The organism is Streptomyces sp. NPDC086549 (assembly GCF_044746205.1).
In the GTDB taxonomy this organism is placed as follows: domain Bacteria; phylum Actinomycetota; class Actinomycetes; order Streptomycetales; family Streptomycetaceae; genus Streptomyces.
On sequence record NZ_JBIVBS010000071.1, the window covers coordinates 1 to 1,156 of the forward strand.

General features: G+C 67.9%; 1 protein-coding gene. It reads right to left on the bottom strand.

Annotated elements, in window-relative coordinates; all coding sequences use genetic code 11:
• The coding region (locus ACIPSA_RS51420) for an IS110 family transposase (RefSeq protein WP_402649264.1) at positions 1–892 on the bottom strand (892 nt) is incomplete at its 3' end.
• Positions 893–1,156 lie beyond the last annotated feature (264 nt).

A 1,156-nucleotide genomic window follows, 5' to 3' on the forward strand; every position in this document is an offset into this window, starting at 1 on the left:
TCGCGGCGTTCAGCTGGCGGTGGCCGCCGTGGTTGATGCGGTGCCTGCCGCCGGTCATGCCGGAGCCGGTGGGCACGGGCGCGATGCCCGCGAGCTTAGCGAGGGCTGCCTCGGACTTGATCCGCTCGGGGTTGTCGCCGGTCACGACGAGGATCTCCGCGGCGGTGTCGACGCCGATCCCGAAGGGCTCGAGCAGTTGCGGGGCGGCCCGCTGGACCAGGTCGCCGATTATCTTCGTCAGTTCCTTGGCCTCGGCGTCCAGGTACTGCCATCGCTTGGCGAGCGTCCGCAGGGTGTGCCGAAGGGCGTCCTCAGGAGCTTCCAGACGGTGAGGACGCATAGCTGCCAGGTGCCGCGCCAGGCTGATCTGTGTCTTGCCGGCCGTCTCCCGACGCAGGGCGTCCGAGGCGTGAACAAGCATCGCCTTCATCGTGACCATCGCCGTCGCACGCTGTTCAACAGCCTGGTCATGAGCGATCTTGAGCTGGCGGATCATCTCGGCCTCGCCGTCGGCGGTCTTCGGCGTGGCCGTCGCGAACCCGGCCAGCACGGCGCGGGCGGCGTTCTCGGCGTCCAAGGTGTCGGACTTCCCGTTCATGCGCCGCAGCCGCCTGTCAGGGCGTCCGGCCTCGACCACCTTGTGACCGGCCCTGCGCAGGAACGAGGTCAACGTGGCGCCGTAGGACCCCGTTCCCTCGATCCCGAATGCGAGGATCCTGCCGAACGAGCCTGCCCAGGTGGCCAGTTGCTGGAAGCCGCCGGTGTCGGTGGGAATCGTGAGGGTGGCCAGGATCCCGCCGATCGTGTCCATCACCGCTGCGACGTGCACGTGCTTGTGCGTGTCGACGCCGATCACGACGTGCCCGGACCTGAATTGCTCGCTGGTCTGCACGGAGTTCCTTCCGGTCGGTAGCGTGGGGTTCACGCTGTCGCCGGTCGGACGGACAGGACTGTCACGGGGACGCTTTGGCGAGTCGGCTCCAGGCTCTTATCAGGTCACGTCCGTCCGGCGGCAGCGCTTGCTGCGTGCCCGGCCGGGCGGTCGACAGATCAACGCCAGGACACTCACGGGGTCGGTCGTAAGCAAGAGTCAGACCGCCTCAGCCGGGGCTACCCGATCCTTGCGGGATCCGGTGCGAAAAGACTGACAGTCGTA